This is a genomic window from Burkholderia sp. AU45274, assembly GCF_030482505.1.
Taxonomy (GTDB): domain Bacteria; phylum Pseudomonadota; class Gammaproteobacteria; order Burkholderiales; family Burkholderiaceae; genus Burkholderia.
This window is the reverse complement of sequence record NZ_JAUJQE010000002.1, coordinates 732,665-754,123: the sequence shown is the minus strand read 5'-3', so window position 1 is coordinate 754,123 and position 21,459 is coordinate 732,665. Positions and strand designations below refer to the sequence as shown.

The following is a 21,459-nucleotide window of genomic DNA, read 5'->3' as shown; positions in this document are numbered from 1 at the left end:
ACATTGGTGTAATGTGTCGGCTTCCTCGTGCCCTCATGCTTTGCAGGGCCGTTCGATCCCGACGACCAATGATGGTGTCGGGATTTTTTTTGCCTGCATCCCGTTGCACGGGCAACGAGTTGCAGCGACGCCCGGCGAGCAGGCGCTGACGCGATCGCGTCAGGCGTGAAGAAGACGAGCGCTGGCGGACGTCACGACCAGGTGCCTGGCCTGTTGCTCGACTGCCTGCACGTCCATCCTTCGCATCACGGAAGCGGCACGGGCAAGCGCATGATCGAAGCCGTTCGTGCCTGGGCGCGCACGATTGGCGTGGACAAGGTTCACCTGAAGGTGCTGGAGGACAACGAACGCGCGATCGGTTTCTATGAACACAACGGATGGCAACTGGCGGGCATCGAGACGAGCCGCATCGGCCAGACGGAGGTCACCGACCGGATCTATGCGATACAGGCGTAGCGGCCTGGCGACATTCGAGCGAACGGTCGCACGATGCGCGGCCGTCGCCGGGCGAAAGCCGAGCGGACTCCGTCGCTACTCGCCGCAATACCGCATGAGCAAATCGGCTTCCGTCTCGTGCACCTCGACGGGCAGGGTCGTTGCGCCTGCATAGGCCAGATAGCGTGCGCGATGCTGGCCGTTGCGGAACGACGCGACGCCGACCTTCGACAGGCCGGGGATGCCGAGCAGCGTTCGCGTTCTCGTCTCGCGAAACGTGATGTACGGCATGTCCGCAATCCTGTCCTGTTCAGGATCGAGGAATTCGCGAATGCCCGCGGCTTTTCCAGGAGCCCAGTACAGAACGGACGGCAACACGTAGTCCGTCGTGTCTCGGTCGGCACATGCCAGCAGTTTCGTCAGGTCGATCGTCACGACCCGATGGCGCGTATCGTCAGACGAGAACACCCGCTTGAGGTGCGTATAGGCATAGGGTGTGTGCCCGGGAAGCTGGATAACCCAGACTTCTACGCCATTTTCCTGTGCGTGGGCGAGTGCCATTGTTTCCTCTGATGTCGCAAGCGGCCTTATTGATTCCAGTTTAGCAGCGCGATTGCGGCGGCGAGGCAGGACAATACCCGAAATAGGAAATCGGAGCGATTCGCGGCAGAACCTCAACCGCGAGCAAAAGCGCGGAGAGGAAGGGTGGGGCAATCGCATGCGGTCATGTGTCGGCGATCGATATCGACAGGTCACGAGAATATCGCGATACTGCTCGCGGACATGATGCACCGCGCGAATTTCATCGAAGATTCATACAGTGTCGGGGAGTCCGAGGCGCTGCTCATCGTAAGTACAGAACTGGCAGATTGGCCGGAGAAAACCATGTCGTCGAAACTTGAAATCGAGTACCTCGATTACTGTTTCACCGCGAGGCTCGAAATCAGGGTGTCCGGGCGGACAGGTGTGGTCGACTGGCATCTCGAATCCGATTCGCGAAGCAAGACGCTTGCGTGGATCGTGTTCGATCGCTTTCTCGAGCGGCATGATTTCGTCGATGAAGAGGATGCGCGTGCCAACATCGTCGACTGGCTGGAGCGGCTGGCCGATCCAAGATCTGGCGCGCCGGTCGAAATGGCGAAGGCGAACGCGGTTGCTGCCGGGGCGGTGGCGACGGGCGTATCGACCACATCGACTGCCGAAATCGTCGGCGAAACCGTCATCGATATCGCGGGCGAACTCGACTGGATAGAGATGGTCGCAGAATGGCTTTTCAGCTGACCGTCACGATGACGAAACCTGGTTGTCATGACGCGAGTCACGGCGTTCGCAAAATGCAGTTTCGAAAAAATCGATGCAAGAAAATGAAACCAGAATCGTGTCGATCGGAAAAATAGAATAAACCTGCTTTGACAACACCTGCGACTTACCGGAGACTGGGCCCGGACTGAAAATATCCAATTGAATTAAAACAAAATAAAACTCCAGACATGAAAAGAAGAACGCTGTTGACGGCTGGCGCGATCGTTGTCGCTGCCGGCCTGACAGGCTGCACTGCCATGCTGTTCGAAGACGGCCATTACGAAGAGACAGTCGACCGATTCCTCGTCAGCGAGGACGGCAAGAAATTCGTCGTGCTCGGCAAGAAATATCACTACATCTTCGAGATGCCGGAGCATCTCGGCGCGGTGCTGGCATCGCCTTACCGGAAATCGATCGAGGCGTCGCTATCTGGGTTCGTCGCGCAGGGCAGCAAGATTTCGGGCGATTTCTCGCTGCGGCTCCATCGCGATGACATGACCAATGAGGACTGGAATCGTGCGCTGAAGGACGGCTTCACGAAGCTCGGAGACTGGGATCTGGGGATGAAGGGTGAACTGGCCGGATCGCGCTATCTCGCCGATGGTTTTGCGCAAGGCAAGACATGGTCGTCGTTTGCGCATTCGTACAAGATCCCGGTCACCGATCGCATCACGACGGCGGGCAAGGCCGTGCGCGTGCTCGCGACGCCTGTCACGCTCGCGGCCGACGGCGTGATGATGATCGGGGCCGTGGTGCTGTCGCCCATCATCGTGGTGATGCTCGCGCCGGTCGCGGGCGTTGCGCTCGAACCGTGACGCGATCCGCGCGGCACGCGGGCGAACCAATTGCTGCGGCATTGTCACCAAATGGTGAGTTGCCGCACAGATCGTTGCGCGGCCCACGCTCACAATTTGGTCGGTTGACCGTTCTTCCCCGGCCCGGTCAACCGTTTCCCCGCTCGCTCGCGCAGGAGCGGGGGCTTTTTGCCCGTGCGACGCGGGAAGGCTGCGTCGACGGAACCGGACAGGCGTCCGGCGGGCGGCGTGAGCGCATCGATTGCGCACCCCGGCATCCGTTCGCCTGATCCGCACGAATCGCTTTCCTCGTGCCTGGGCGAACCCTCAGGCCCATCACCGGTTTCGGCCGGTGATGCCTTGGTCCCGGCGGCGCGCAAGCATGCCGCCGGGATATTTTTTGCGCCGGATGCGTTGCATCACGTGTCGCACAGCGGGCAGGTCGACCCGCTCAGCCAGCCTGTTCGACGCTGGTTTCCCATCCGTCGTAATCCCCGCCGAGTGCACGCACTTCGTGGTTGATCGCGATCGTATGGCGCGTGATGTCGGCCAGCGCCATGGTGCCTTCATGTGAAAACCGGACCGCCGACTTGCCGTCCTCGGTGGGCGCCACCGATTCGACCGGATAGCCTTTCGACTCGGCCCAGTCCGCGAACTGATGCGCGTCGCTCGGGTCGGGGAAGTACGCCCAGTGCATCACGCGCCGGCTTACGTCGCTGGCGTCACCTTTCTTCCGCAATTCATCCAGCACGCGCATGTCGCGCATGATCAGCCAGTCGTCATCGGTCGGGTAGAGCGTCTGCCAGTACGCTTCCTTGTCCGGATCGTCCTGGTGCGCGTACTGCAGCGCGTAAGTCGTCTGATCGGCCAGCGCGTCGACGATCTCCGCCGCTGCCTCTGCGTCGAACGGCACGTAGAAAAGGAAATCCCGGTGGCCGTCGACGGTGATGCGGCCCACCTGCATGCCGCCTTTCGCGGTCATCGTGGCGTCGAGCAGATCCTCGATCGTTGCGAGGTCGGCGAATTCGTCGCCGCTCGGCAGGCCTTCCGGTGTCGGATGCGCAAAGGGGACGCGCACGCTGAGCAGCGACGTGCGCGGATCGCCCTCGGCGATTTCCGCAAAGCTGTGGTTGAAGCTGATGAAAGCCTGATGGTCGCCCATTCTGGCAGGGAAGGTTCCCCAGGCGTCGGTCATGTGTTTCTCCCGTGCACGATTGTCTGTTGACGGTGGTAAAGCGTCCCAATGTATCATCGAAAATCACGTGGGCCGGAGAAGCGCGCATGATCGCGAGTCTGGGCATCCTGGTGCCGGTCGAAGACGATCGCTTCCGGGCGGTGGTGGGTTTCTATCGGTTGGCGCTCGCGCTGCCCGTGCATGTCGAAGGCGTGTCGGCTGCGGGGAATCCGTGGCATCGCTTTGTCGTGAACGGGGCGACGTTGACCATCCATACGGGTAGCGGTGGCAAGTTTCCGTACCCTGAGTTTCGTCCGACCGGCCATGGCATTGCGCTGGCGATCGAAGTGGCGCACGTGTCGGAAGCCGTTGCGCGACTTGAGTCGTGTCGCGTCAGTATCCTGAACGAATGGGACTACGGCGACGGCACGATCGCGATTTCCGTGGCGGATCCGGCGGGAAACGTCTGCGAGATCTGGGGCCGTCCGTGACCGCGTATCGGTACGGCGAGCCGCAAAAAATTCGAAGGAGATGCCGATGTCGATGTTTGCGGTGAATGGCGTGCGAATCGATCCGCTCAGCGCGCGCGTGACGCACGTGCGCTGGGCGGCCGTGAATCCGGCTGACCGGTCGTGGGCGGCGACGCCCAGCGAAGCGCCGGTGGCGGACGTGGCGCGCGCACTCGCGTCCGGAAACGATGTCCGCGCAATCTTCTCGGCATCGGACGCCACCGCGATCGGGCCCCGGCTGAAGCGCGTGCTGTATCGCGATGCATCGGAAGGCATCGAGCTCGACATCGATGCAACGAACGAGTCGCGTACTTTGCGCGACCTGCCGCAAATCTGACCGGCGCGGCATGCGTCAGCGATAGCGCGTGCCGCCGCATGGAGGGCGGCACCTGGCCGAATGGCCGCTCGCGCGACGTCGATCGCGAGGAGTAGTATTGGATGACCGTCATGCTGCATTGGCGGTTGCGCCGAACGGTCTGACGGGCACGTGATCTTGAGCCAGCCCGTTTTACCGGAAGCGAACATCGCAAACGCGTACGAGATCATGTCCAGACCGCTCATCGCCCTGTTGGCATCCGCTCTTTGTCTGACATTGTCGGCTTGCCAGGCCGCGCCCGAGCCGTCTCCGCTACCGTCGCCCGACACCGCGTCGGTTGCCGCGGCCGTTCCGGCATCGTCGCCGTCCGAGCCGATCCGTGGCGTCGGCCAGGCACCTCATCTGGCAGGGCAGAGCCACTGGGCCACTGGTCAATGCACGACCAACGGTACCGTCAAGGTGTGCAACTGAACATGACCGATGCCGACGGAGCGTGGCCCGTTCCGCGCGGACGAAGGCGCGTTGTCGTGCGTCGATGCTCACCGTCGTCGATCCCGACCATTTTCCGGCGATAGACCGCCTGTCTCGGCGCGTCGATCGGGTGCCCGGCCTCGATGAGCGGGTTGCCTTCGATGTGAGCGATTGCGCGATGAACGACGAAAGCGAAACCACCGATTCCTCCGGCTGGCACGTCGATCCCGACGCGGGAGCCGTCGTCGGCCGGTTGCCGGTGACGCTGGCGGTCGACGGCCGGAGCCTGAAAGGAAGGGCGATCGCGTGCGCGGTGCTGGCCGTGGCGAGCCTGTGCGGTTAAGCGGCCGCGCCGGCGCTTTGGCCGGTGGCGGCACTGGCCGTGTTGCTGGCGCTGGCGGGGGCCGCCTTCTTCGTGTCGTCGCGGCGCAGGATGGCGCTGCAGGTCGACGAGACGGGCTTCAGGCTGATCGGGGCTTTGCGCGAGCAACCCGTCACGCGATGGCGTGACGTCACCGAATTCCGGATCATCAGCGTTGCCGGAAATCGCTACATCGGCTACCAGTTCTCGGCGCTTTCATCGCGCAACAAGGTACCGGGTGGCGTGATGCTGCCGATCGCCCGGTTTGCCGATCTGCCGCTCGATGCGGTGGCCGGATTGCTGGAGGCATGCCGCCGGCAGTTCGGCGTACGGGACAACGAGGCCGACCTGACGGGCCGATGACGCCCGGTGCGGGGAACCCGTGTGCGCCGATCCCCGGGAAAACAAAAAAATGTCCGCCGCCGTGTCGATTTCCGCCGGGTTCGTCCGTCGTAGCATCGGAGGCGTGCGCATCGCGCGTCCGTCCCGATTCCGATACGACAACCGCCCGAAGGAGCGACACCCATGTCCACGTCCGTCAAACCGATCCCGGAAGGGATGCGCACGCTGACGCCGCACCTGATCTGCGCCGGCGCAACCGCAGCCATCGATTTCTACAAGCGCGCGTTCAATGCGAGCGAACAGTTTCGCCTGGCGATGCCCGACGGCCGGCTCGCGCACGCGTGCCTCGTGATTGGCGATTCGACACTGATGCTGGTGGATGAAATGCCCGAGCACGGCGCACTCGGGCCGAAGGCACTGAAAGGCACGCCGGTGTGCCTGCACCTGTACGTGCCGGACACCGACGCGGCGATCGCGAAGGCGGTCGCGGCCGGCGCGACGGTCACGATTCCGGCTGCCGACATGTTCTGGGGCGATCGCTACGGACAGGTCGAGGATCCGTTCGGCCATCGCTGGTCGCTCGCGACACATCAGCGCGACCTGACGCCCGAGCAGATCGCGGAGGCCATGGTCAGCGCGCCGCCGTGCGGAAGCTGACGCAACCAGGCAACCCCAGTTGAGCGGCGGGGCGGCAGGGCGGCGGCAGGCGCCTGCGCCCGGTCCGCCCGCGCTTACGTGCCGGCCGTCTTGCCGCGCTGCTTGTCCTCGTACATCCGTTGATCGGCCGATGCGAGCAGGTCGGCCACGTCGCGATGGTGTGCGGGATCGTAGTCGACGTGGCCGACACTGAACCGGATGTCATAGCCGCGTGCGTCGGCCGCGTTGCGCAGCGCGAGCGCCTGCGTCACGCGTTCGACCGGCTCGGCAACGTCGGCCGGATCGGTGGCACTCAGCAGCACGACGAACTCGTCGCCGCCAAGCCGTGCGACCACGTCGCTGTCGCGCAGTGCGCCCGTCAGCGTGTCGGCGAAGGCCTTGAGCGCGTGGTCGCCTTCGGCGTGGCCGAAGCGGTCGTTGATCGACTTGAAATCGTTCAGGTCGAAGAACAGCAGCACCGCGTGACGGTCGAGGCGATCGCACAGGCTCAGCACGTGGCGGGCGAGAATCTCGAAGCCGCGCCGGTTGGTCAGTTGCGTGAGCTCGTCGGTGGTCGCGAAATGCAGCGCGGCGATCTCGCGCTCGGTCATGTGGGCGAGATCGCCGAGCAGCGCGAGTTCGTCGGGTTCGAGCGAGCGCGGCCGCGTGTCGATCAGGCACAGCGTGCCGATGGGTGCGCCGTTCGGCGCCGTGAGCGGTCGACCGGCGTAGAAGCGGATGCCGGGCGCGCCGGTGACGAGCGGATTGTCGTGGAAGCGATTGTCGTTCAGCGCATCCTGGATCACCATCGTATTGCCCTCGAGCAGCGCATGGGCGCAGAACGACACGTCGCGCGACGTTTGCTTGACGTCGAGCCCGGCATGGCTCTTGAACCACTGGCGATCGGCGTCGACGAGGCTGACGAGCGCGATCGGTACGTCGAACAGCCTGCGTGCGAGACGCGTCAGGCGATCGAAGCGCTCTTCGGGTGGCGTGTCGAGGATCGAGAGCGAATGAAGCGTATCGAGCCGGGCCGCCTCGTCGGCCGGTTTCGGTGCGATTTGCATGGGCCTTGCCTTTTGTCCCGGCTGCGAGGCCGGTTACGGGATCGTAAGTCGGACAGTATCGCGCATTGTTCGGCGCATCGCCACGTTACGAATCCTCCGGCCGGTGGTTTCGGCCCGGCGCGAATCGATGCAGATCGGGTGCGAAGCAGGCGCCATGGGCCCGCGTTTTGCCCCGATGCTCAATCGGAGGCGCGATACCTCAAGGTGCCCGGCGCAGTGCCGTAAACAGGTCGAGTCCATTCGTTCATCGCTTCCCATCGCACCATGGTTCGATTCCTGTACGCGGGCTATCTCGCGTTTGCGCTGTATCTTCTTTATCCGATGGTCCAGAACACGCTGGCATTCGGCGTCGTTTGCGTGAGCAGCGCGCTGCCCGGCGGTTTGCCGACGTCTTCGGCAAGCGGCGCGAGCGGACACGCGAATCGCTGTGCGCCGACGACGCAGGCCGGTGCGGCGACCGGGCGGACGCCCGACATCCATTGAGTGCGGCGGCGCGCTGGCCATTCGGCGGAATTGAGTTTCGCGCCGCGCTAGCCGATCATCTGCAACACGGCGGATCGAACACGGGGCAAGCGCCGCGCGGCCTGCCTCAATAGCTGGAGCGGTACGGCGTGCCCTGGTCGAAGCGGCTTTGCCAGTGCGTGAGATAGCGCGACGCGAGTTGCGGGTTGTTCCACACCACGACGACGTTCTCGGAATTGCGGCTGGCCGCCGATGCGCTGTAGTTGAACGAGCCCGTTTCGACGTGTTCGGCGTCGATCACGAGGTACTTGTCGTGATGGATCGCGTAGGCGTCGATCGTGCGCGTCGGGATACCTGCGTTGACGAGCAGGTTCAGCGCCTGCTTGCTGCTTTTTGCGCGATTGCCCTTGTCGTCGACGACCACCGCGACATTCACGCCGCGTCGCTTGGCGGCGAGCAGTGCGCGCGTGACAGGCGGCGACGTGAACGAATAGGCGGCGACGCGGATCGAGCTGCGCGCGGCGCCGATTGCTTTCAGCACGAGCGCTTCGGCACCGCCGTCGGGCGAAAATGCCGATTCGACGACCTGTGTCGCGGGTGCTTCGTGAGTGGGGGCCGGCAGCCAACGCGACACGAGGTCGATCGCCTGCTGAAGCAGCGATTCACTTTGCGTCTTGCCGAAGGCGGCGAACGGAGTGGCGAGCAGGGAGGCGGCGAGACAGGCAGCGGCGAGGCGATTGCGCGACAACATCTTGGACAGCGAACAATTTCGAGACAGCGGGCCGTGAGTGTAACGCAGACGTGGCGGCCCGGTCACGTGTGGATGAGACGGGATGACGCATCGCGATGACCGCGACGGCCGAGACGGTGACGCAAAGTTGCGTTGTGCGGGATCCGAGCGCGTGATCGGTTTGATCAGCGGATGGAGCCGAAAGCAGCGCGCGATTGCGCGTGCGGTGGTGGGGGAATCGCGGCATGCATGCAAGCCCTGCGCGCGTGCAGCCGGGCGGGTTCGACGCGGCACGCAACAGCAGCGCGAGTGCGACTAACGATCCGTGTGCGTTACGCGTTCATTCATGGATGCACGACGCTGCATCAATTCTCGTCCGCGGGCGCCCCGGCCGCCTCGGCTGCAATCCACCCGGGGCCACGCTCCGGCTGCACGTCGCGTGCGTCGAGCGGTTCGCCGCACGCGGAGCATACGGTGACCGCATGCATCAGCTGGCCGCAAGTGCGGTGACGCAACTGCACCGGCGGCCCCTGGCCGTCGTCTTTCCAGCGGTCGCCCCACGCCGTCAGCGCGAGCAGGGTCGGGTAGAGGTCGAGGCCCTTGTCCGTCAGCCGGTATTCGAACCGCGGCGGCCGCTGCTGGTACGCGCGCTTGACCAGCACGCCTTCGTCAACGAGTCGCGCGAGCCGCTCGGCCAGCACATGACGCGTGATGCCAAGCTGGGCCTGGAACGCGTCGAAGCGGCGGCAGCCGAGGAACGCGTTGCGGAGGATCAGCATGGTCCAGCGGTCGCCGAGCACGGCGAGCGTGCGCGCGACCGAACAGTTCAGCGTGCCGATGTCATCCCATTTCATCGTCGAGTCTCTTGCATCCTTTGCGGCGGTTCGGCGAAATAGCGGGTTCGATTATAGAACCCGTCTTCGGTTGCAACGGGCCCGGCCACGTTGACAACGGGCGCCGTCGTTGCCAATAATAAGTTCCAATTTAGAACTTACTCGCGCGGCGACGCGCTTTCAACCCGGAGACAACCCGATGAACCCGCTTTCCCTGTCTGGTCTCGATCTGTTGCGCGCGGCGGTATCGGGCGATGCGCCGCTCGCGTCGATTTCCGAGACGATCCCGATGCGTCCGCTCGACGTCGAGCTCGGTTATGTGAAGTTTTCGGCGCGGGCGGACGGCCGGCACCTGAATCCGCTCGGTGGCGTGCACGGCGGGTTCGCCGCGACGGTGCTCGATTCGGTCACCGGCTGCGCGGTGCATTCGATGTTGGATGCGGGCGTCGGCTACGGCACGGTCGATCTGCATGTGAAGATGCTGCGGCCCGTGCCGCGCGACGTCGACCTGGTCGCGGAAGGGCGCGTGATCCACCTGTCGCGTTCGCTGGGCGTCGCGGAGGGCACGCTGAAGACCGCGGACGACAAGATCGTCGCGCATGCGTCGGCAACCTGTTTCATCCAGCGGCCGCAGTGACGGCGGGCGGGAGCACCATCATCCGGGCCGGCGCGTGAACCTCGTTGCCGGCGCCGAAGGCCGCCTGTAAGCGTAGGCGGCGCCTGTCTGAAGCAGTCGCTTCAATGTGATAGCGTTCCTGCTTTCCACCGACGCGACAGGAACAGCATGGAATACCGCACACTTGGCGATTCGGGCATCGAGGTCAGCCTGATCGGCCTGGGCACGATGACGTGGGGCGAGCAGAATTCGGAGCGCGATGCGCATGAGCAGATCGACTACGCGATCGGGCAGGGCGTCACGCTGATCGATGCCGCGGAGATGTATCCGGTGCCGCCGAAACCCGATACGCAGGGGCGCACCGAGGCGTACATCGGCACCTGGCTCGCGCAGCATCGCGCGCAGCGCGAGCGCATCGTGCTCGCGACGAAAATCGCGGGGCCGGCGCGGCAGCCGCACAATCCGCGCCATATTCGCGGCGAAGGGAACCAGTTCGACCGCAAGAACCTGACCGAAGCGCTCGACGGCAGCCTCAAGCGCCTGCAGACCGACTACGTCGATCTCTACCAGCTGCACTGGCCCGATCGCAGCACGACGACGTTCGGCCGTCCCGCCTATCCGTGGGTCGACGACGCCTATACGGTGCCGATCGAGGAAACCCTCGGCGTGCTCGCGGAATTCGTGAAGGCCGGCAAGGTGCGTGCGATCGGCGTGTCGAATGAAACGCCGTGGGGCGTCGCGCAGTTCCTGCGCGCGGCCGAGAAGCTCGGGCTGCCGCGCATCGCGAGCATCCAGAATCCGTACAGCCTGCTGAACCGCACGTTCGAGAACGGGCTGTCGGAATTCACGCATCGCGATGGCGTCGGCCTGCTCGCGTATTCGCCGCTCGCGTTCGGCTGGCTGTCCGGCAAGTACGAGAACGGTGCGCGTCCGGCCGGCGCCCGCATCACGTTGTTCGAACGCTTCCAGCGTTACAGCAAGCCGCAGGCCGTCGAGGCGACGTCGCGCTATGTCGCGCTCGCGCGGCGTCACGGGCTGTCGCCCGCGCAGCTCGCGCTGGCGTTCGTCAACAGCCGGCCGTTCACGCGCAGCAACCTGATCGGGGCGACGTCGCTCGAGCAGTTGAAGGAGAACATCGGCAGCGTCGACGTGAAGCTGTCCGACGAGATCCTCGCCGAGATCGACGCGCTGCACGAACTGCAGCCGAACCCGGCGCCTTGACCTGAAGCAGGTGGCGCCCGGCCCGCGCGGCAGCGATGCCGCGACGGGCCGCACCGGCGGCGCATCGCTGCGCCATCGGTCGTTCCGTTATCGCATCTTGAGCCGCGTGCGCGCGACGAACAGCGCGGCGAGGCTCAGCAGCGCGCACCCCATCAGGTAGAGCGCCGGCGACAGCCGGTTGCCGGTCGCGCTGATCAGCCAGGTGATGACGAACGGCGCGAAGCCGCCGAACAGCGTGACACCCGTGTTGTAGCTGACCGCGAGCCCCGTTGCGCGGGTTTGCGACGGGAACAGCTCGGCCATCAGCGCCGGCAGCGCGCCGCAGTACATCGCCTTCAGCGCACCGATCCAGACCAGGGCGGCGAGCATCGTCGCGAACGACGCGTGACGCGTGAGCCACGCGAACGTCGGGTACACGGTGACGAGCATCATGACCGCCGCGACCGCCATCATGCGGATCCGCCCGGTACGATCGGACAGGTGGCCGACGACCGGCGTGACGAGCGTGAGCACGAAGCCGGTCGCGAGCGTGGCAGCGAAGCCCGTCGAGGCGGGCAGGCCGAGCTGCTTGATCGCGTAAGTCGGCATGTACAGGATCATGTAGTTGATCGCGGTCGAGATCACGAGCGCGCCGATCGACAGCAGCACCCGCACCTTTTGTTCCGCGAACAGCTCGCGCACCGGCGCTTCCGAGCGTGCCTGCGTCTTGAACTCGACGCCCTCGTCGACGTAGCGGCGGATATACAGCCCGACCGGGCCGATCGCGAGCCCGAACAGGAACGGCACGCGCCAGCCCCAGCTTTCGAGTTGCGCGGTCGTCAGCGTGGAGGTCAGCAACGCGCCGAAGCCCGATGCGAGCAGCGTCGCGAGGCCCTGGCTCGCGAACTGCCAGCTCGACATGAAACCGCGCCGCTGCGGTGCATGCTCGACGAGGAACGCGGTCGAGCTCGCGAATTCGCCGCCCGCGGAAAAGCCCTGCATCAGCCGCGACAGCATGATCCCGAGCGGCGCGAGCAGGCCGATCGACGCGTAGGTCGGCATCAGTGCGATCAGCAGCGTGCCGGCCATCATCATCGCGATCGACAGCAGCAGCGACGCCTTGCGGCCCGCGCGATCCGCGTACGCGCCGAGCACGAAGCCGCCGATCGGCCGGATCAGGTAGGACAGCCCGAACGTGCCGAGCGTCAGCATCAGCGACGTCGCTTCGCTGGTGGCGGGGAAGAACAGCTTGGCGATCGTCACCGCGAAGAAGCCGTAGACGATCAGGTCGAACCATTCGAGCGCGTTGCCGATCGACGCCGCGAAGATGATGCGCCGGATCTTCGCGGCGCTGGGGCGGGCGGCTTCCTGCGAGGTCAGGGTGGTCGTATTCATCGTGTGTGCAGGTCCCGTGAAAGGGGCGAAGCGCGTTACAGGGCGGCGTCGGCCGCGGCGGGCGCCGTGCGGCGAGCGGTCGGTGCGTCGTCGCCGAGATCCCAGAAGAGGCCGGCCATCATCTGCAGCCCCTCGCTGACGACGCTCGCGAGCAGGTGCTCGTCCGGTGCGTGCTGCGAGCACGCCGGGTACGAGTGCGGCACCCACAGCGTCGGCAACCCGAGCGTGTCGGCGAACACTTCGTTCGGCAGCGTGCCGCCGAGATTCGGCAGGATCGCGGGCTTCTTGCCGGTGGTCCGCGCCAGCGACGCGACGGCCCAGCGCACCCACGGATCGTCCGGCGGCACGCGCGTCGCCGGCGCGCCGCGTTCGACGTCGATCTCGATGTCGGCGAAGCCGTGTGCATCGAGGTGCGTGCGCAGATGCGCGTGCAGCGCTTGCCAGTCGGTGCCGACGACGAAGCGCAACTGGCAGTGCGCGTACGCGGCGGGCGGGATCGCGTTGACGGGGTGCTCGGGGTTGCCGGCCTTGAACGCGAGGATCTCGAACGTGTTCCAGCCGAACACGCGCTCGGGCGCGGTGAGGCCGGGCTCGCCCCAGTCGGCGTCGAGCGCCGGATCGCCGGGGCCGCCGCCGACGGAGAGGTCGGCGAGCGCATCGCGCACGGCCGCCGGGATCGGCGGCGGACGCAGCCCCGCGACGCGAATCGCACCGCGCGCGTCGACGAGGCTCGCGAGCGCATGGGCGAGCACGATCGCCGGATTGCGCAGCAGCCCGCCCCAGTTGCCGGAGTGATGCGCGCCGTCACGGGCGCGCAGGCTCAGCTTGAAATTGACCGAGCCGCGCGAGCCGAGGAATACCGTCGGGCGCGCGGCGGCGATGCGCGGGCCGTCGGATGCGATCAGCACGTCGGCCGCGAGCGCGTCGCGTTCCTGGCGGCACAGTGCGTCGAGGCCCGGCGAACCCGTTTCCTCGCCCATTTCGATCAGCAGCTTCGCGTTGAAGCCGAGCCGGCCGCCGCGCGCGTCGAGCACGCTCGCCAGCGCGGCCAGGTTGATGGTGTGCTGGCCCTTGTTGTCGGCGCTGCCGCGGCCGTACCAGCGGTCGCCGTCGGCCGTCAGCGTCCACGGCGACAGCGGCGCGCGCCACTGCGCGTCGTAGCCGCGCACGACGTCGCCGTGGCCGTAGATCAGCACGGTCGGCAGCGCGTCGTCTTCGTGGCGCGAGGCGAGCAGGAACGGGCCGCCGCCGTCGACGGGATTGTCGACGATCCGCGACGTGAAGCCGAGGCGCGCGGCTTCGGGGGCGATCTCGTCGGTCAGGTAGGCGCGCAACGCGGCTTCATTGCCGCTCTCCTGGCTTTCGGTGCGCAGGCCGACGCGGCGGCTCAGGGTCGTGAAGAACGCACCGGATTCGAACTGGTTCAGCGCGTGCTGGATGGCGGCGGTACGGCTCAAGTCGGGTCTCCTCTGACGGCTTCGCTGCACGCGCCGGATCGGGCATGCAGCGTGAAATGCGATCGATTCTAGGAAGCCGTTTTTTTTGTCACAATGATCGAATTTCGAACCTTTCTTTGCCGAAAAGGCAAAGCGGCAAGCCCGGCAGCCGGGCGGAGACAGAGCGATGGCGGCTTTCCTGCATGGCCTGGCGTTGCGGTATTTCGTCGAGGTGGCGCGCACCGGCTCGATCAGCGACGCGTCCGCGCGGCTGCACGTGGCCGTATCGGCGATCAGCCGCCAGATCGCGAAACTGGAGAACGAGCTCGGCGCACCGCTGTTCGAGCGCCGGCCGCGCGGAATGGCGTTGTCGGAGGCCGGCGAGCGGCTGCTGGCGTTCGCGCAGCGCAGCCTGCTGGAGGCCGAGCACGTGATGAAGGACATCGGCGGGCTCGACGCGCTGCACGGCAGCCTGCTGAAGATCGCGTGCTCGGAAGGGTTCGCGATCGATTTCCTGCCCGGCACGCTGGCCAGCTTCAAGGCGCGCCATCCGGGTGTCGATTTCTCCGTATGGGTGGTGTCACCGGCGGACGCGACGCGGCGTGTTCGCGATGGCGATGTGGACATCGCGTTGAGCTTCAGCCTCGCGCCGGAGAAGGGCGTGCGCGTCGACCACTCCGAGCGCGCGCCGATCTTCGCGCTGGTGCGGCACGACCATCCGCTCGCGACGCGGGAAGCCGTGTCGCTCGCCGATGTCGCGCGTCACCCGCACGTGCTGCCCGAGGCCGGCACGACGGTGCGCCAGCTGATCGACATCGCGTGCGCGCTCGACGGGCTGCTGCTCGAGCCCGAACTGACGAGCAACAACACGGCGGCGATGTACGGTTACGCGCGCCGCACGGGCGCGGTGATGTTCACGGGGCTGCTGTCGGTGCGTGACCGCTGCGCCGCGGACGGCTTCGTCGTCGTGCCCGTGACGAACCCGCAGCTGCGCGAGCGCAGCATCCAGGTGCAGACGATGGCGGGGCGTGACCTGCCCGCGTCGGTTCGCGCGTTCCGCGACCATCTGATCGATGCGATGCAGGCCGCGTCGGCGCCGCCAACTGCCGCGCGCGGCCCGAGACGCCGGCCCGTGAGATAATCGTCAATCCGCCTTCCGTGCCCATGCGGCTCATCGAGCCGCATCGCCCCCGTTCGACGCCAAATTGAAGAACCTGATTGTCACCCTCGATCGCGCCGGCGAGTTCGACGAGATCATCGACGTGCGCACGCCGCTCGAGTTCGCCGAGGACCATATTCCCGGCGCGCTGAACGCGCCCGTGCTCAGCAACGAGGAGCGCGTGCTCGTCGGTACGATGTACCGCCAGGTGTCGCCGTACGAGGCGACCCGGGTCGGCGCGGCGATGGTCGCGCGCAACATCGCGCGCCATCTCGACACGACGTTCGCCGACCGTCCGCGCAACTGGCGGCCGCTGATCTATTGCTGGCGCGGCGGCAAGCGCTCGGGCTCGATGACGACCTGGTTCAACCTGATCGGCTGGAAGGCGCGCCAGCTCGACGGCGGCTACAAGGCATACCGCCAGTCGGTGTGCGCGACGCTCGACTCGCTGCCGACGCGCTTTCGCTACATCGCGCTCGTCGGCCATACGGGCTGCGGCAAGACGCGCCTGCTGAACGCGCTGCGCGACGTGGGCGCGCAGACGCTCGATCTCGAGGCGCTCGCGTGCCATCGCGGTTCGCTGCTCGGCGCGCTGCCGGGCAAGCCTCAGCCGGCGCAGAAGGGGTTCGATTCGGGGCTCGTCGAAACACTCGGACGTTTCGACCCCGAATGGCCGGTGTTCGTCGAGTCGGAAAGCCGCCGGATCGGGCTCGTGCAGTTGCCGATCGCGTTGATCGAAGCGTTTCACGCAGGGCCGTGGGTGCATGTCGACGCGGCGCATGACGAGCGCATCGCATTTCTCCTCGACGACTACGCTCACCTGTTCGACGAACCGGATACGTTCAAGGCGCAGCTCAATCGGCTGATCGGCCTGCACAGCCGCGAGCAGGTGACGCACTGGAAGGCGCTGATCGATGCGGACGCGCGGGCCGAACTGTTCACCGAACTGATCGACAAGCATTACGATCCGGCCTACGCACGGACCTACCGCGCGGCATACAACAAGCCGAACCGGGCGCTGACGTTCACGTTCCGGCCCAACGCCGCCGATGGGCGCGAGCAGGCGCGTGCGCTGCTGGCCCAGCTCGCACAGGCCGGGCTACCCGCATCGGCCGCGTTTGCTGCAGGCGCGACATTCGAAACTGACCAAAACCAATCGACCACCACACGATGACGACCACACGCACCCAACCCAATCCGGCCCTCGGCTGGATGACCTTCCTGCTGATCGCGGTCGCGGGACTGTTCTATGTGAAATGGTTTCCGTACTACAACAAGGCGTTCGTGGCCGCCGAGCACCATTCGATCGGCCAGTCGATCCTGATGGGCACGTCGGCGACCGCGCCCGAGCCGTCGCTGAAGGCCGCGCTCGACTACGCGTGGGCGTACGGCAAGGCGATCTGGCAGGCAATGGTGCTGGGCCTGCTGCTCGGTTCGGCCGTGCAGGCGCTGCTGCCCGCGCACTGGGTCGCGCGCGTGCTCGGCCGCACCGGCTTCGGCAGCGTCGCCGCGGGCGGCCTGCTGTCGCTGCCCGGCATGATGTGCACGTGCTGTGCGGCGCCGGTCGTCGCGGGGCTGCGTGCGCGCCATGCATCGCCGGGCGGTGCGGTCGCGTTCTGGCTCGGCAACACGGTGCTGAACCCGGCGGCGCTGGTGTTCATGGGCTTCGTGCTCGGCTGGCACTGGAGTGCGCTGCGCCTCGTGCTCGGCATCGCGATGGTGTTCGGGATCGGCTATCTGCTGAACCGCATCGCACGCCCTGAAGACCGCAGCATCGACGATGCGCAGCTCGCCGCGCTGGCGGCCGAGCAGGCCGCGGCCGGCAATCCGTTCGTCCGCTGGATGAAGCTGCTCGCGCGCATGGCCGTGCGGCTCGTGCCCGAATACATCGTGCTCGTGCTGCTGCTCGGCGCCGCGCGCGCATGGCTGTTCCCGCATATCGGCCCGGACATCGGCAATCATCTCGGCTGGATCATTGCATTCGCGGTCGCGGGCATGCTGTTCGTGATCCCGACGGCCGGCGAGGTGCCGATCATCCAGGCGATGCTGTCGCTCGGCATGGGCGTTGGCCCGGCCGCCGCGCTGCTGATGACGTTGCCGCCGATCAGCGTGCCGTCGCTCGCGATGCTCGCGCGTTCGTTCAAGCCTTACATGCTGGCCATCGTCGCGACGCTCGTCGTCGTGTTCGGGATCGCGAGCGGCCTGCTCGCGGTCGCGCTCGGGTTCTGACGCGCGCAGGCGGCGCGCCAGCAGCGCGCAATCGTCGTATTCATCCGGCGCCGCCGTTTCACGCGTGCGGCGCCATTTACAAGAAGCAAACAGGAAAACGCATGACCCAACCGAAGATCCATCCTCGACTCGAAAAGGCGCTGACGCGCGGCGATCTCGCGATCCGCCAGGCCAATTCCGCGCGGGCGACTGCCGTGCTGAACGCACTCGGCACGATGATCATCGAGGCCTCCGCAACGATCGGCGTCGAGGCCAGCATCGACATTCCGCAAGGCGATCGCATCTACGATCCGGTCAACGGCCTGTGGCCGCAGAAGATGCTGGTGTCGTTCGACGGCCCGGTGGACGAAGCCGACAAGGAAGAGCTGCGCACGGTCTATCTGCTGGCCGACGATCCGGGCACGCAGTTTCGCGTCGAATGGCATCGCGCGGACGGCAAGCTCGGCCGCCAGGAAGGCGGCCCGCTCGCGACCGTCGCGTTCCTGACCGACGTCGAGATCCCGTGGAGCGACGACGACGAGTAAGGTCGTCGCAGGAAGCCGGCGCCCGTGCGCCGGCCGTCAGCGCATCATCCGCCGCCGGAACAGCCACGCGGACAGCAGGAATCCGCCGACCGCGTAACCGGCGAGCACCGCGACATGCAGCGCGACGTCGGTTGCCGGCCGGCCGAGCATCGCGGGCCGGATCAGTTCGACGGCATTCGCGAGCGGCAGCGCCTGCGCCGCGTGTTGCGCGATCGGCGGCAACTGCGTGATCGGGAAGAACACGCCCGACAGCAGCAGCATCGGCGTCAGCACGAGCGTCTGATAAAACATGAAGAAATCATAGGACGGCGCGAGCGCCGTGACGATCATCGCGATGCTGGCAAACGCGAGGCCTGCGAGCACGATCACGGGCAGCGCCGCGAGCATCGACGGAAACTGCGCATAGCCGAGCGCCCCCGCGACGAGCATGATCGCGGCCCCCGACAGCATCGCCTTGCTGGCTCCCCAAACGATCTCGCCGAGCACGATGTCGCCGAGCGCGAGCGGCGTATGCATGATCGCTTCCCACGTGCGCTGCACGTGCATGCGCGAGAACCCCGAATACATCGACTCGAAGCTCGCGGACATCATCACGCTCGACCCGACCGTGCCGGCCGCGAGGAACGCGATATACGACACGCCGTCGACATGGCCGAGCATCAGCCCGAGCCCGAACCCCAGCCCGAACAGATAGATCATCGGATCGGCAAGATTGCCGAACATCGACGCGAGCGCGAGCTTGCGCCAGACGAGATAGTTGCGCCGCCAGACGGCGATCCAGTTGGTCGCGTTCGCGGGCATCGCAATCGCGAAGCGCGACACGCGCGGCGGTGCCGACGGTGCGGCGGTCGAATAGTTGCGGACATCCATGATCGATCAGTCCTGCATTTCGCGGCCGGTGAGCCGCAGGAACACATCTTCAAGATTGGCCGGGCGATGCAGATAGCGCAACCCCGTGCGACCCTTGAGTCGCGCGCTCAGCGGTTCCGGATCGCTCACGTAGCAGAACAGCGTCTCGCCGCTGATCTCGGTGTGCTTCGCGAACGCCGACAGCTCGTCACGCAGCGTGGCCGGATCGGGCCCGTAGATCTCGATCACGTCGCAGCCGATCTCCGATTCGATCAGCGCGTGCGGCGCGCCTTCGGCGATCTTGCGGCCTTCCTCGATCACGCACAGGCGGTCGCACAGGCGCTCGGCTTCTTCCATGAAGTGCGTGGTGATCAGGATCGTCTTGCCGCGCGCGAGCAGCGAGCGCAGCCGCTCCCACATGAGGTGACGCGCCTGCGGGTCGAGGCCCGTCGTCGGCTCGTCGAGCACCAGCACGTCCGGATCGTTGACGAGCGCGCGCGCGAGCGTCAGGCGGCGCTTCATGCCGCCCGACAGCTCGCCGACCTTCGCATCGGCCTTGTTCTCGAGCTTCGCGAATTCGAGCAGCGGCTTCACGAGCGCGTGCGCGGCCTGCGCCGACATGCCGAAGTAGCGGCTGAAGACGAGCAGGTTCTCGCGCACGGTGAAGTCGGGGTCGAGATTGTCGAACTGCGGGACGACCCCGACGCGCTGGCGCGCATGCCGCGCACGCGATGGAACCGGTTCGCCGCAGAGCGAAATGGTGCCTGCATCGGGATGCGTGAGGCCGAGCAGCATTTTCAGCGTGGTGGTCTTGCCGGCGCCGTTCGGCCCGAGCAGGCCGTAGCATTCGCCGGCCTGGACGGTGAAGGACAGGCCGTTGACGACGAGCTTGTCGCCATAGTGCTTCTCGACGTTCCGGAAATCGATCGGTGCAACGGACATGGGCATGTTGTCGTTGTAGGCGGCGCGGAAGCGTTCCGCTGCCGGATGCGTGGCCGGTTGACGAACCGATCGGACGATTGCGTGTCACACGGGCATGACCGAAGCGCACGACGCCGGCGCCTGATGGCCCGCTGGAGTACGAACGGGCCATTCTAGTGCATCGGCTGCGTCTCTTCAGGGCATGCCTGCACGATGCGATGCATGGTCGCACCGATCGTGCACTGCATCATCGCGCACGAGCCGAGCGGGGCGAATCAGCGTTTTCCATCCCTTGCGTCCTGAATTGCGGCGCACCATGATGAATGCGTAGGCTCGGTGTTGTGACAGGGAGGTTTCATGGCTAGCTACAACAAGATTTTGCTGTGTTACGACGGCACGCTCGAAGGACGCAAGGCACTGCGTTGCGGCGCCAATCTCGCGATGGACCTGAAGGCCGAGACGCATTTGCTGTCGGTGGTCGACATGCGCTCGAGCATTGCACAGAGCGCGGGTTTGCTGACCGACGTCGCATGTGGCCGGTTCGAGGAAACCGCGCGTGAAATCCTGCAGGAAGGGGTGAACTGGCTGCGCGAGCGCGGCGTGCAGGCCGAAGGCCATTTCGCGTTCGGCTATCCGATCGACGAAATCGCGAATCTTGCGACGGAGCTGAAGGCCGACCTCGTCGTCGTTGGCCATCGGTGCCGTAGCGGGTTGTCCAGATGGTGGATGGGGTCGGGCAACACGCAACTGCTCGATCGCGTGAACTGCAGCATTCTGGTTGCGTGTTCGTCGGCGCAGGAGCAGAAGGAAGAAATCGCGCGGGAGCGTGAAGCGGCCACGGCGAACGGCAAATGATCCAATGATTCGGATGATTCGATGACTGCCTGACCGGCGAATCGCGCCGGTCGGGCGTCGTGCCACGTCCGTGGGGTGGGCGCTGACCGCGGCCACTCAAGACCGCTCAAGCGTGTAGGTCGATCGCGGACAACTTCCACGAGAACAGGCCGAAGCGGTGGAATATCGCCGCATAGCGCGTGCCGTCGGCACTGCGCTGGTAGGTCACGACGAATTCATCGATATTCCGGTAACCGGCGCTGGTTTGCTGCTGGTGCGGCACATGCGTTGCATCGACCGGGCTGGCCGGTGCGGCAGCGGCGGGTGGTGCCGATGACGCAGCCGTAGAGGCCGTGTTGCTACCCGGAGCGGCTGCGCTTGCCGGTGGAGCCGGATTGGCCGCCGGCGCCGCCGGCGTATTGCTGCCTGGCGGCAGATTCGACCATTCGGGTGGGCGCTCTCCTGGATTGCCACGCGGTGGCAATCCGCTCATCAGCGCGGCTACGCCTTCCGGGGTCGCGTACGCATCGACCAGCGGGCCGATCAGTGCCGACCCGATCAGCGCACCGATCACCGCGAACGGATTGTTCTTCTTCACCGCGTCGATCCGGCGCATCAACTCTTCCGTGACCTGCTGCTTCAGGCTGATGCGCAGCGACGGGAAATCGACATATTCACTGATGGCCTGTGCATCGCGCGCATCGATCGCCGATTTCAGGCGACCGAGCGCGACGTACGGCGATGCGTAGGCATAGCCGATCGCCGTAACGATGGCGACGGCCAGCACGACGATCAGAAGGGGCTTGAGCCGCCATGCGCGGCCCGAAGATCCGGTCACGTTGCCTCCGGTGCGGGGATGTTCCG

General features: G+C 66.0%; 24 protein-coding genes and 2 pseudogenes. 16 read left to right on the top strand and 10 right to left on the bottom strand.

Annotated features, from left to right (window positions below; genetic code table 11):
* Positions 1 to 207 precede the first annotated feature (207 nt).
* Positions 208 to 456 (top strand): annotated as a pseudogene (locus QZM35_RS12170) (GNAT family N-acetyltransferase); the annotation flags it as partial.
* A 75-nt stretch (positions 457 to 531) separates the two neighbouring features.
* On the opposite strand, the gene QZM35_RS12165 reads toward QZM35_RS12170, so the two are convergent.
* The gene (locus QZM35_RS12165) at positions 532 to 996 is read right to left on the bottom strand and encodes a hypothetical protein (RefSeq protein WP_089425330.1); all 465 of its coding nucleotides are present in this window, start codon (positions 994 to 996) and stop codon (positions 532 to 534) included.
* A 324-nt stretch (positions 997 to 1,320) separates the two neighbouring features.
* On the opposite strand from QZM35_RS12165, the gene QZM35_RS12160 reads away from it, so the two are divergent.
* Both QZM35_RS12160 and QZM35_RS12155 read left to right on the top strand, forming a co-directional pair.
* The gene (locus QZM35_RS12160) at positions 1,321 to 1,716 is read left to right on the top strand and encodes a hypothetical protein (protein ID WP_174974600.1); all 396 of its coding nucleotides are present in this window, start codon (positions 1,321 to 1,323) and stop codon (positions 1,714 to 1,716) included.
* A gap of 278 nt (positions 1,717 to 1,994) precedes the next feature.
* On the top strand, positions 1,995 to 2,552 hold the full coding sequence (locus QZM35_RS12155; RefSeq protein WP_301775978.1) for a hypothetical protein: 558 nt from the start codon (positions 1,995 to 1,997) through the stop codon (positions 2,550 to 2,552).
* Between the two features lie 430 nt (positions 2,553 to 2,982).
* Here QZM35_RS12155 and QZM35_RS12150 read toward each other — a convergent pair whose 3' ends face one another.
* Positions 2,983 to 3,726 (bottom strand): DUF695 domain-containing protein, encoded by a 744-nt coding sequence (locus QZM35_RS12150; RefSeq protein WP_301775977.1) that lies wholly within the window; start codon positions 3,724 to 3,726, stop codon positions 2,983 to 2,985.
* Between the two features lie 86 nt (positions 3,727 to 3,812).
* Between QZM35_RS12150 and QZM35_RS12145 the strand changes: the two genes are divergently transcribed.
* From QZM35_RS12145 to QZM35_RS12125, 5 genes and pseudogenes are all read left to right on the top strand, one after another.
* Entirely contained in the window at positions 3,813 to 4,196 is a 384-nt protein-coding gene (locus QZM35_RS12145; protein ID WP_301775976.1) for a VOC family protein, read from the top strand.
* A gap of 46 nt (positions 4,197 to 4,242) precedes the next feature.
* On the top strand, positions 4,243 to 4,551 hold the full coding sequence (locus QZM35_RS12140; protein ID WP_046546333.1) for a phosphatidylserine/phosphatidylglycerophosphate/cardiolipin synthase: 309 nt from the start codon (positions 4,243 to 4,245) through the stop codon (positions 4,549 to 4,551).
* A gap of 207 nt (positions 4,552 to 4,758) precedes the next feature.
* Positions 4,759 to 5,001 (top strand): hypothetical protein, encoded by a 243-nt coding sequence (locus QZM35_RS38150; RefSeq protein WP_367620782.1) that lies wholly within the window; start codon positions 4,759 to 4,761, stop codon positions 4,999 to 5,001.
* A 178-nt stretch (positions 5,002 to 5,179) separates the two neighbouring features.
* Positions 5,180 to 5,725 (top strand): annotated as a pseudogene (locus tag QZM35_RS12130) (aspartyl-tRNA synthetase).
* A 162-nt stretch (positions 5,726 to 5,887) separates the two neighbouring features.
* Positions 5,888 to 6,361 carry a VOC family protein gene (locus tag QZM35_RS12125; protein ID WP_301775973.1) on the top strand — a complete coding sequence of 158 codons (474 nt, stop codon included), beginning with the start codon at positions 5,888 to 5,890 and terminating at the stop codon, positions 6,359 to 6,361.
* Positions 6,362 to 6,435: 74 nt separating this feature from the next.
* Here QZM35_RS12125 and QZM35_RS12120 read toward each other — a convergent pair whose 3' ends face one another.
* On the bottom strand, positions 6,436 to 7,407 hold the full coding sequence (locus tag QZM35_RS12120; RefSeq protein ID WP_089425335.1) for a diguanylate cyclase: 972 nt from the start codon (positions 7,405 to 7,407) through the stop codon (positions 6,436 to 6,438).
* Positions 7,408 to 7,671: 264 nt separating this feature from the next.
* Here QZM35_RS12120 and QZM35_RS12115 point away from each other — a divergent pair, with 264 nt between their 5' ends.
* Positions 7,672 to 7,890, top strand: coding sequence for a hypothetical protein (locus QZM35_RS12115; RefSeq protein WP_089431024.1), 219 nt, complete (start codon positions 7,672 to 7,674; stop codon positions 7,888 to 7,890).
* Positions 7,891 to 7,996: 106 nt separating this feature from the next.
* On the opposite strand, the gene QZM35_RS12110 is transcribed toward QZM35_RS12115, so the two are convergent.
* Both QZM35_RS12110 and QZM35_RS12105 read right to left on the bottom strand, forming a co-directional pair.
* Positions 7,997 to 8,620 (bottom strand): phospholipase D family protein, encoded by a 624-nt coding sequence (locus tag QZM35_RS12110; RefSeq protein WP_034201824.1) that lies wholly within the window; start codon positions 8,618 to 8,620, stop codon positions 7,997 to 7,999.
* 344 nt (positions 8,621 to 8,964) lie between these two features.
* Complete coding sequence (locus QZM35_RS12105) at positions 8,965 to 9,453, bottom strand: helix-turn-helix domain-containing protein (RefSeq protein ID WP_301775972.1); 489 nt, start codon at positions 9,451 to 9,453, stop codon at positions 8,965 to 8,967.
* A 178-nt stretch (positions 9,454 to 9,631) separates the two neighbouring features.
* Between QZM35_RS12105 and QZM35_RS12100 the strand changes: the two genes are divergently transcribed.
* Together QZM35_RS12100 and QZM35_RS12095 are read left to right on the top strand one after the other, a co-directional pair.
* Entirely contained in the window at positions 9,632 to 10,069 is a 438-nt protein-coding gene (locus QZM35_RS12100; RefSeq protein ID WP_039358790.1) for a PaaI family thioesterase, read from the top strand.
* A 147-nt stretch (positions 10,070 to 10,216) separates the two neighbouring features.
* Positions 10,217 to 11,269 carry an NADP(H)-dependent aldo-keto reductase gene (locus tag QZM35_RS12095; protein WP_124584208.1) on the top strand — a complete coding sequence of 351 codons (1,053 nt, stop codon included), beginning with the start codon at positions 10,217 to 10,219 and terminating at the stop codon, positions 11,267 to 11,269.
* An 87-nt stretch (positions 11,270 to 11,356) separates the two neighbouring features.
* On the opposite strand, the gene QZM35_RS12090 is transcribed toward QZM35_RS12095, so the two are convergent.
* Together QZM35_RS12090 and QZM35_RS12085 are read right to left on the bottom strand one after the other, a co-directional pair.
* The gene (locus QZM35_RS12090) at positions 11,357 to 12,643 is read right to left on the bottom strand and encodes an MFS transporter (RefSeq protein WP_089431026.1); all 1,287 of its coding nucleotides are present in this window, start codon (positions 12,641 to 12,643) and stop codon (positions 11,357 to 11,359) included.
* A gap of 35 nt (positions 12,644 to 12,678) precedes the next feature.
* A complete protein-coding gene (locus QZM35_RS12085; RefSeq protein WP_174974592.1) occupies positions 12,679 to 14,100 on the bottom strand; it encodes a M20 family metallopeptidase in 1,422 nt (473 codons plus the stop codon).
* A 166-nt stretch (positions 14,101 to 14,266) separates the two neighbouring features.
* On the opposite strand from QZM35_RS12085, the gene QZM35_RS12080 reads away from it, so the two are divergent.
* From QZM35_RS12080 to QZM35_RS12065, 4 genes are all read left to right on the top strand, one after another.
* On the top strand, positions 14,267 to 15,220 hold the full coding sequence (locus tag QZM35_RS12080; protein WP_089425341.1) for a LysR family transcriptional regulator: 954 nt from the start codon (positions 14,267 to 14,269) through the stop codon (positions 15,218 to 15,220).
* Between the two features lie 64 nt (positions 15,221 to 15,284).
* On the top strand, positions 15,285 to 16,412 hold the full coding sequence (gene mnmH, locus QZM35_RS12075; RefSeq protein ID WP_089431028.1) for a tRNA 2-selenouridine(34) synthase MnmH: 1,128 nt from the start codon (positions 15,285 to 15,287) through the stop codon (positions 16,410 to 16,412).
* Positions 16,409 to 17,467 (top strand): permease, encoded by a 1,059-nt coding sequence (locus QZM35_RS12070; RefSeq protein ID WP_089472718.1) that lies wholly within the window; start codon positions 16,409 to 16,411, stop codon positions 17,465 to 17,467. The genes mnmH and QZM35_RS12070 overlap by 4 nt, the downstream gene beginning before the upstream one ends.
* A 101-nt stretch (positions 17,468 to 17,568) precedes the next feature.
* Entirely contained in the window at positions 17,569 to 17,991 is a 423-nt protein-coding gene (locus QZM35_RS12065) for a hypothetical protein (protein WP_021157006.1), read from the top strand.
* 36 nt (positions 17,992 to 18,027) lie between these two features.
* On the opposite strand, the gene QZM35_RS12060 is transcribed toward QZM35_RS12065, so the two are convergent.
* Together QZM35_RS12060 and nodI are read right to left on the bottom strand one after the other, a co-directional pair.
* A complete protein-coding gene (locus QZM35_RS12060) occupies positions 18,028 to 18,861 on the bottom strand; it encodes an ABC transporter permease (RefSeq protein WP_089425344.1) in 834 nt (277 codons plus the stop codon).
* Positions 18,862 to 18,867: 6 nt separating this feature from the next.
* On the bottom strand, positions 18,868 to 19,782 hold the full coding sequence (gene nodI / locus QZM35_RS12055) for a nodulation factor ABC transporter ATP-binding protein NodI (RefSeq protein WP_244115410.1): 915 nt from the start codon (positions 19,780 to 19,782) through the stop codon (positions 18,868 to 18,870).
* 336 nt (positions 19,783 to 20,118) lie between these two features.
* Here nodI and QZM35_RS12050 point away from each other — a divergent pair, with 336 nt between their 5' ends.
* Positions 20,119 to 20,616, top strand: a complete 498-nt coding sequence (locus QZM35_RS12050) for a universal stress protein (protein WP_039358765.1) — start codon at positions 20,119 to 20,121, stop codon at positions 20,614 to 20,616.
* A 106-nt stretch (positions 20,617 to 20,722) separates the two neighbouring features.
* Here the strand turns inward: QZM35_RS12050 and QZM35_RS12045 are convergent, their stop codons facing one another.
* The gene (locus tag QZM35_RS12045) at positions 20,723 to 21,433 is read right to left on the bottom strand and encodes a DUF2939 domain-containing protein (RefSeq protein ID WP_301776060.1); all 711 of its coding nucleotides are present in this window, start codon (positions 21,431 to 21,433) and stop codon (positions 20,723 to 20,725) included.
* Positions 21,434 to 21,459 lie beyond the last annotated feature (26 nt).